Raw genomic sequence first — 8,515 nt, 5'->3', positions numbered from 1 at the left:
TCGGGCCGGCCTCATGAATAAGCCGGGGTTATCAGAACGCTAATTGGGCTCCATGCCACTCCCTCGACCAATTCGTCTCCCAATCGTTTGTGCTATTCACACCTCGATCAACGCCAACTGGTCCAGCTCCATGCCACTCACCATTGCCGAAGCGGTGGTGCAGGAATCCGCCGGGCCAGTACAGCTTGTGCCATCGCTGGCGGTCGGCTGATGCGTGTCGTTCGTCTTGACGTACGTACCTAAAGGCGTACATTGATATCAGTTGAACAAGCAGGAGATGCGTCATGACCGGAATCACAGCCACTGAGGCGCGTAGCAATCTCTATCGGTTGATCGATGAAACCGCCGAATCCCATCAACCCATCGTCATCATGGGTAAGCGGAACAAAGCGGTTCTGGTCTCCGAAGAAGACTGGTCGGCCATTCAGGAAACGCTTTATCTGCTCTCCGTGCCAGGTATGCGCGAGTCTATTCGTGAGGGAATGGAAACTTCCGTGGATGAATGCGATGAGGAGCTGGACTGGTGACATGGAGGTTGGTTTACACCAAGCAAGCCCAGAAAGACGCGAAGAAACTGGCCTCCAGCGGTCTCAAGCCAAAAGCCCAGGAATTGCTGGCGCTGATTGCGGAAGACCCTTACCGCAAGCCACCTCCGTTTGAGAAGCTCATTGGTGATCTCACCGGGGCCTATTCACGCCGCATCAATATCCAACATCGTCTGGTCTATCAAGTGATCGAAGACGAGCGGGTGGTGAAGGTTCTCAGGCTCTGGAGCCACTACGAATAATTCATGACCAGTCGCGGTTGTCTGGCAATTTCTCCACCGCTTGGGTGCCAATCTCGCGTCTGAGCACGGCTTCGTAGATACACGAGCCAAGCTAATGCGATGAGCTGTTTGCCGCCAACGCCACACCCACCTTCGACCGATTCGGCTTGCCGATGGTTTGTGTTATCCACACCCCTGTCTCTGCCAGCTTATCCAGATCCACGCCGGTCTCGATACCCAGGCCGTTGAGCAGGTAGACAACGTCTTCCGTGGCGACGTTGCCGGTGGCGCCCTTGGCATAGGGGCAGCCGCCGAGGCCGGCGACGGCGCTGTCGATCACGCCGATGCCTTCCTCGAGCACGGCGTAAAGATTGGCCAGTGCCTGGCCGTAAGTGTCGTGGAAGTGGGCGGCGAGCTTGTTCATCGGAATGTCGTGCGCGACGGCTTCGAGCAGGCGTTTCGCTTTTAGCGGGGTGCCGACGCCGATGGTGTCGCCTAGCGAAACCTCGTAGCAGCCCATCTCATATAGCGCTGTGGAGACTTCGGCGACCCGAGCTGGGGCGACCTCTCCTTCATACGGGCAGCCAAGCACGCAGGAGACATAGCCGCGCACGCGCACGTTCGCTTCACGGGCGCGTTCGATCACCGGAGCGAAGCGATCCAGCGACTCGACGATGGAGCAGTTGATGTTCTTTTGCGAGAACGCTTCGCTGGCCGCCGCGAAGACGGCGACCTCCTCGACGCCGCACTCGAGCGCGGCTTCCAGCCCTTTCAGATTGGGCGTGAGCGCGGAGTAGACTACGCCCGGCCGGCGGCGAATGCCGGTCATCACCTCGCGGTGATCCGCCATCTGCGGCACCCACTTGGGCGAGACGAAACTCGCCGCTTCGATCCGTTTGAGTCCCGCCGCGCCGAGCCGGTCGATCAGTTCCAGCTTGGCGGCGGTGGTGATGGGTTCGGCTTCGTTCTGTAGTCCGTCTCGTGGGCCGACTTCGACGATACTCACCCGTTTCGGCATACCCATCTCACACCCCCTCAGTCGCTTCGGCACTGGCGAACGCCAATAGCTCATCCCCCTGCGCCACGGCGTCGCCCACCTTGAAGTGAAACGCTTCCACCGCGCCGGCGGCGGGGGCGCTCAGGGTGTGTTCCATCTTCATCGCTTCCACCACCACCAGCGGCGTGCCTTTCTCGACCGGTTGGCCGGGTTCGACCAGCAGCGCCACCACGGTGCCGTGCATGGGGGCGCTCAGTTTGGCCGCGACCTCATGCGATAGATGATCGACCCGATCCGAGCGCCGCCAGATCAGGCGGGACTCGAAGCCGGCGGCGGTGAGGATGATCGTTTCGCCCCCGGCCGATAGTTCGGTGCGCGCCAGCAGGCGACGGCGATGGCCATCCAGCGTGATCGCCACGGCGTCGCCGTCGAGCCGCTGCAACTTCCCCTCGTAGTGATTCGACTCTTCTCCATTCCGATTCACGCTCAGTTGCCAAGTTGAGTGCGATGCAGAGCGTGTTGCGACCACGGGGATCGGTGGCGTGCCTTCGGCTTCGGCAAACGCCAGTCGAACATGCTGCGGGGCGTTGAGTCGCCAGCCGTCACTGCGCTCCCACGGAGAACGTTCATCGCTGGCTCGATCCAGCCGGTCGAGCGCCACCAGCGCGGCGCGGGCAATGTCCGCGTCGGTGACCGGTTCATTCGCGAACAGATCATCGTGGTGGTGTTCGATAAAGCGGGTGTCGAGCCGGGCGGCGATGAAATCCGGATGCGTCACCAGGCGCTGCAGAAAGCGCCGGTTGGTGGTCACGCCGGAGACATCCAGCGCTGCCAGCGCGCGATCCATCTCCGCCAGGGCCTGGCCGCGATCCTCGCCGTGGACGATCAGCTTGGCCAGCATCGGGTCATAGTGCATCGAGACGTCATCACCGGCTTCGACGCCGCTATCCAGACGCACGCGTTCGGGCGCAAGGCCGCCGGCGTTCGGGTCGAGCCCGAAACGTTCGAGCGTGCCGGTGGCGGGCAGAAAGTCGTTGTCCGGGTCTTCGGCGTAGAGCCGCGCTTCGATGGCGTGGCCGGTCAGCGTCAGCTCATCCTGGGCTTTGGGTAGCGGCAGCCCGGCGGCCACTCGCAGCTGCCATTCGACCAGATCCTCGCCGGTGATCATCTCGGTCACCGGATGCTCGACCTGCAGGCGAGTGTTCATCTCCATGAAGTAGAAATGCACCGCTTCGCTCGAAGAGGTTTCAGAGGCGGCATCCAGCAGAAACTCCACCGTCCCGGCGCCGACGTAGCCGATCTCCTGGGCGGCGCGCACGGCGGCCTCGCCCATCGCCTGACGCAGCGCGGGGGATAGATTCGGCGCCGGGGCTTCTTCCAGCACTTTCTGATGGCGGCGCTGCACGCTGCAGTCGCGCTCGAACAGGTAGACGCCGTTGCCTTGGCTATCGCAGAACACCTGAACCTCGACGTGGCGCGGCTGGGTCAGGTACTTCTCGATCAGCATGCGTTCGTCACCGAACGCGGCGCGGGACTCCCGGCGGCAGCCGTCGAGCGCGGCCTGGAACTCGCGGTCGGATTCGACCACGCGCATGCCCTTGCCACCGCCGCCAGCGCTGGCTTTCAGCAGCACCGGGTAGCCGATCTTTCCGGCTTCCTCCCTCAACAGGGCATCGTCCTGGGCCTCGCCATGGTAGCCGGGCACCAGCGGCACGCCGGCGTTGGCCATGCGCGCCTTGGCCGACGCCTTGTCACCCATTGCGGCGATGGCGCTGGCCGGCGGGCCGACGAAAACGATCTCGGCGGCCTCGCAGGCGGCGACGAATTCGGCATTCTCGGAGAGAAACCCGTAACCCGGATGAATGGCGTCGGCGCCGCTGAGCTTGGCGGCGGCAATGACCTTGTCGATATCGAGATAGCTCTCCCGCGCGGGTGCAGGGCCGAGACGCACGGCCTCGTCGGCTTCGCGCACGTGGCGCGCGTTGGCGTCGGCATCGGAATAGACGGCGATGGTGCGAAGCCCCAGGCGGCGGGCGGTGCGCATCACGCGGCAGGCGATCTCGCCGCGGTTGGCGATCAGCACCGATCGTAGCGGGCGAGGCGCATTTGTCAGGCTCATGAGCGCGATTCCTTGTTATCCGTGTTGCCGTCCTGATCCCCGTTGGCACCACCCATGCGTTGCCAGGCGGGCGGGCGCTTGTCGAAGAAGGCGGCGAGCCCTTCCTGGCCTTCGGCGCTGACGCGCAGCTCGCTGATGGTGCGGCAGGTGGTCTCGCGGGTGGCGTCGCTGTCGGGCTCGCGGGCCACCTCGGCGAGCAGGGCCTTGGTGGCGCGCTGGGCCTGGGGCGAGGCGGCGAGCAGTTGGTCGATCATCTGGTCGATGCGGCCATCCAGTGCGTCGGGATTCGCGTCGGCACCGACGATCTCGTGAACCAGCCCCAGCGCCTGCGCGGTGGCGGCGTCGATCACCTCGGCGGTGAGCGCGTAGCGCCGCATCTGACGCGGGCCGATGGCGCGCTGGACATAGGGGCTGATCACTGCCGGCGACAGGCCGATACGCACTTCCGACAGGCAGAACCTCGCCTTGTCGGACGCGATCACCACATCGCAGCAGGCGGCGAGCCCCACCGCGCCGCCGTAGGCCGCGCCCTGCACGCGGCACAGGGTCGGGCAGGGCAGCGCGTCCAGCTTCTGCATCAGCCGTGCCAGCTCGCGGGCGTCTTTGAGGTTATCGTCGAAGCTGAAGTCGACCATGCGCTTCATGCCGTTGAGATCCGCCCCGGCGGAGAAGTGCTTGCCGTCGGAGCCCAGCACCACCACCCGCACCTCGCTACGTTCGGCCAGCGCGTGCAGGCGTTCGAGATGGGCGTTGAGCTCTTTGATCAACGCATCGTCGAAGGCGTTGTGCACCTCGGGGCGGTCCAACGTCAGCCGTGCGACGCCGCGGGCATCGATGGTCAAATGGGTGAAGCTATCGGATATGGCTGCCATGGCGACCTCTCATGATCATGTTTGCTTCGAGCTTCGAGCTTCGAGCTTCGAGCTTCGAACTGCTCGTGGCTCGCTGCCCGTCGCTCGTGGCCGGGCGCGAAGCGCCTACATCCTAAACACGCCGAATCTTGTCTCTTCGATCTCCGCATTCATCGCGGCTGACAGCGCCAATCCGATCACGTCGCGAGTCTGCAGCGGGTCGATCAAGCCGTCGTCCCACAGTCGGGCGCTGGCGTAGTACGGGTGGCCCTGGCGTTCGTACTGGTCGCGAATCGGTGCCTTGAACGCCGCTTCCTCGTCTTCCGGCCAGTCGCTGCCGTCGCGTTCGAGCTGCTCGCGTTTCACCTGGGCCAGCACGTTGGCGGCCTGCTCGCCGCCCATCACCGAGATGCGCGCGTTGGGCCACATGAACAGCAGGTTCGGGTCATAGGCGCGGCCGCACATGCCGTAGTTGCCAGCGCCGAAGCTGCCGCCGATCAGCACGGTGAACTTGGGCACCTTGGCGCAGGCCACGGCGGTGACCAGCTTGGCGCCGTGCTTGGCGATGCCTTCCTGCTCGTACTTGGAGCCGACCATGAAGCCGGTGATGTTCTGCAGAAAGATCAGCGGGATCTGTCTCTGGGCGCAGAGTTCGATGAAGTGCGCGCCTTTCTGGGCGGATTCCGAGAACAGCACGCCGTTGTTGGCGACGATGCCTACCGGATGGCCGCACCAGTGGGCAAAGCCGGTGACCAGGGTGTCGCCGTAGTAGCGCTTGAATTCGTCGAAGTCGGAATCGTCCACCAGCCGCCCGATCACCTCGCGCACGCCATACGGCTTGCGCAGGTCGGTGCCGACGATGCCGTAGAGCTCCGACGGATCGAGCCGCGGCGGGCGGGATTCGCGCATCGCCAGCTGACCGCGCTTGTGCCAATTCAGCCGCGATACGGCGCGGCGGGCGAGCTGCAGCGCATGGGCGTCGTTCTCGGCGTAATGGTCGACCACACCGCTGATCTTGGCGTGAACGTCGGCGCCGCCCAGATCCTCGGCACTGATCGTCTCGCCGGTGGCGGCCTTCACCAGCGGCGGGCCGCCGAGGAAGATCGTCCCCTGATTGCGGACGATGATCGATTCGTCCGCCATCGCCGGCACGTAGGCGCCGCCGGCGGTGCAGGAGCCCATCACTACGGCGATCTGCGGAATGCCGGCGGCGGAAAGCGTGGCCTGGTTGTAGAAGATGCGGCCGAAGTCGTCGACGTCGGGGAAGACCTCGTCCTGCTCGGGCAGATAGGCACCGCCGGAGTCGACCAGATAGACGCAGGGCAGCCGGTGCTTGCGCGCGATCTCCTGAGCGCGAAGATGCTTCTTCACCGTTAGCGGGAAGTAGGTGCCGCCCTTGACCGTGGCGTCGTTGGCGACGATCACGCACTCCACGCTGCTGATGCGCCCGATTCCCGCGACGACTCCAGCCGCAGGCACGGGGGAATCGTAGACCTCGTGCGCCGCCAGCGCGCCGATCTCCAGAAATGGCGAGCCCTCGTCGAGCAGATGGTCGATCCGGTCGCGCACGAACAGCTTGCCGCGAGATTCATGCCGCTCGCGGGCCTTGTCGCCGCCGCCCTGGGCGATCGACGCGGTCAGCTCGCGCAGCTTGTCGACTTCGCCACGCAGCGCCGCCTCGTTGGCCTGGAAGGTGTCCGTGCGGGGGTTGATCTGGGTGGTTAGCACTGCCATGGAATATCCTCTGACGAGCTTCGAGCTTCGAGCTTCGAGCTTCGAGCTTCGAGCTTCGAGCTTCGAGCTTCGAGCTTCGAGCTTCGAGCTTCGAGCCGCTCGTGGCCCGGAGCCCGTGGCTCGTGGCTCGTGGCTGGGGTCAAGCCGATTCGTTGAACAGTTCACGCCCAATCAACATCCGCCGGATCTCGCTGGTCCCGGCGCCGATCTCGTAGAGCTTGGCGTCGCGCAGCAGCCGTCCGGTGGGGTATTCGTTGATATAGCCGTTGCCGCCGAGCAACTGGATCGCGTCGAGCGCCATCTGGGTCGCTTTTTCGGCGCAGTAGAGAATCACGCCGGCGGCGTCCTTGCGGCTGACCCGACCCCGGTCGCAGGCACCAGCGACGGCATACAGATAGGCACGACAGGCATTGAGGGTGGTGTACATGTCGGCGAGCTTGCCCTGCACCAGCTGGAACTCGCCGATCGACTGGCCGAACTGCTTGCGCTCGTGAACGTAAGGCACCACCACGTCCAGGCACGCCTGCATGATGCCAACCGGGCCGGCGGCGAGCACGGTGCGCTCGTAATCGAGCCCGCTCATCAGCACGCGAACGCCGCGGTTCTCCTCGCCCAGCACGTTTTCCGCCGGCACTTCACAATCCCGGAACACCAGCTCGCAGGTGTTGGAGCCGCGCATGCCCAGCTTGTCGAGCTTCTGCGCGGTGGAAAAGCCGGCGAAATCCTTCTCGATCAGAAACGCGGTGATGCCCTTGGCGCCGGCGTCCGGGTCGGTCTTGGCGTAGACCACCAGTACGTCGGCATCCGGGCCGTTGGTGATCCACATCTTGTTGCCGTTGAGCACGTATCTGTCGCCGCGCTTCTCGGCGCGCAGGTTCATCGAGACCACGTCCGACCCCGCGCCGGGCTCGGACATCGCCAAGGCGCCGACATGCTCGCCGCTGATCAGCCGGGGCAGATATTTGGCTTTCTGCTCCGCGCTGCCGTTGAGCTTGATCTGGTTGACGCAGAGGTTGGCGTGGGCGCCGTAGGAAAGACCCACCGACGCGCTGGCCCGGGAGATCTCCTCCATCGCGATGCAGTGGGCGAGATAGCCCATGCCGCTGCCGCCGTCTTCTTCGCTGACGGTGATACCCAGCAGGCCCATGTCGCCGAACTTCTGCCACAGCTCATTGGGAAAGGCGTTGTCGTGGTCGATCTGGGCCGCGCGCGGGGCGATCTCGTCGCGGGCAAAGGCGTTGACCTGCTCGCGCAGCATGTTGAGCGTGTCGTCGAGGCCGAAATCGAGCTCGGTGTAGGGGGCGTGCATGGTGGCATCCTCGCTGTCGGGTACAGCTTCTCTGTCTTAGTACGTTGACGTTAACGTCAATTTACAGGGGCGGCTAGAGCCCCTCGACCATGGTCTAGGGTGGAATGGCGAACCGAATTCGCTCGTTCTGGAGGCCAACAATTCGAGTGGACTGACGTTAGCGTCAATGTGGTAAGACAGGCGTCTGGAAACGTTCACTTCTACTTGGGAAAACCGGGGCCCCTATGTCGATCTGGAAACGCGAGTCACCCTTGAACGCGCTCACCGCCGAGTGCCGGAACACGTTGGTCAGCCATGTCGGCATCGAATTCACCGAGCTGGGCGAAGACTGCCTGCGCGGGCGAATGCCGGTGGATGATCGAACCCGCCAACCCTACGGGCTGCTCCACGGCGGCGGTTCGGTGGTGCTGGCGGAAACGCTGGGCAGTATCGCCGCCAATCTTTGCTTGGCGGACCCGAACAAGATGGCGGTGGGGCTCGAGATCAACGCCAACCACGTTCGCGCGATGCGCGAGGGCTGGGTCGAAGGCTGCGCCCGACCGCTGCATCTCGGCGCCACCACTCAGCTATGGGAAATCCGCATCGAAGACGAACGCGGCCGGCTGGTGTGCATGTCGCGGTTGACCATGGCGGTGGTCAACCGTGGATGAGTTCAGCGTCTGGCTTCGCTTCACTGAAGCTTCGACGTGCCGGCTTTACTAAAATACGTAGGTGTAGGGTTCCGGATGATCAAATGAGC

General features: G+C 64.2%; 8 protein-coding genes. 3 read left to right on the top strand and 5 right to left on the bottom strand.

The window, feature by feature from the left end:
- Window positions 1-284: 284 nt before the first annotated feature.
- Complete coding sequence (locus tag CCD76_RS18480; protein ID WP_087720986.1) at window positions 285-527, top strand: type II toxin-antitoxin system Phd/YefM family antitoxin; 243 nt, start codon at window positions 285-287, stop codon at window positions 525-527.
- On the top strand, window positions 524-787 hold the full coding sequence (locus tag CCD76_RS18475) for a Txe/YoeB family addiction module toxin (protein ID WP_071230511.1): 264 nt from the start codon (window positions 524-526) through the stop codon (window positions 785-787). Before CCD76_RS18480 ends, CCD76_RS18475 begins: the two co-directional genes overlap by 4 nt.
- Window positions 788-878: 91 nt before the next feature.
- Here the strand turns inward: CCD76_RS18475 and CCD76_RS18470 are convergent, their stop codons facing one another.
- From CCD76_RS18470 to CCD76_RS18445, 5 genes are all read right to left on the bottom strand, one after another.
- Entirely contained in the window at window positions 879-1,790 is a 912-nt protein-coding gene (locus tag CCD76_RS18470; protein WP_087720985.1) for a hydroxymethylglutaryl-CoA lyase, read from the bottom strand.
- Window position 1,791: 1 nt separating this feature from the next.
- A complete protein-coding gene (locus tag CCD76_RS18465) occupies window positions 1,792-3,882 on the bottom strand; it encodes an acetyl/propionyl/methylcrotonyl-CoA carboxylase subunit alpha (protein ID WP_087720984.1) in 2,091 nt (696 codons plus the stop codon).
- Window positions 3,879-4,754: an enoyl-CoA hydratase-related protein gene (locus tag CCD76_RS18460; protein WP_087720983.1), complete on the bottom strand. Its 876-nt coding sequence runs from the start codon at window positions 4,752-4,754 to the stop codon at window positions 3,879-3,881. The genes CCD76_RS18465 and CCD76_RS18460 overlap by 4 nt, the downstream gene beginning before the upstream one ends.
- Before the next feature lie 105 nt (window positions 4,755-4,859).
- The gene (locus CCD76_RS18455) at window positions 4,860-6,467 is read right to left on the bottom strand and encodes a carboxyl transferase domain-containing protein (protein WP_087720987.1); all 1,608 of its coding nucleotides are present in this window, start codon (window positions 6,465-6,467) and stop codon (window positions 4,860-4,862) included.
- 139 nt (window positions 6,468-6,606) lie between these two features.
- Complete coding sequence (locus tag CCD76_RS18445) at window positions 6,607-7,776, bottom strand: isovaleryl-CoA dehydrogenase (protein WP_087720982.1); 1,170 nt, start codon at window positions 7,774-7,776, stop codon at window positions 6,607-6,609.
- A 224-nt stretch (window positions 7,777-8,000) separates the two neighbouring features.
- Here CCD76_RS18445 and CCD76_RS18440 point away from each other — a divergent pair, with 224 nt between their 5' ends.
- On the top strand, window positions 8,001-8,426 hold the full coding sequence (locus CCD76_RS18440) for a hotdog fold thioesterase (RefSeq protein ID WP_087720981.1): 426 nt from the start codon (window positions 8,001-8,003) through the stop codon (window positions 8,424-8,426).
- The last annotated feature ends 89 nt before the right edge of the window (window positions 8,427-8,515 follow it).

This window comes from Salinicola salarius, from assembly GCF_002179555.1.
Taxonomy (GTDB): Bacteria; Pseudomonadota; Gammaproteobacteria; order Pseudomonadales; family Halomonadaceae; genus Salinicola; species Salinicola salarius_A.
Note: the sequence above shows the minus strand (reverse complement) of the source record. Positions and strands in the feature narration are given on the sequence as shown.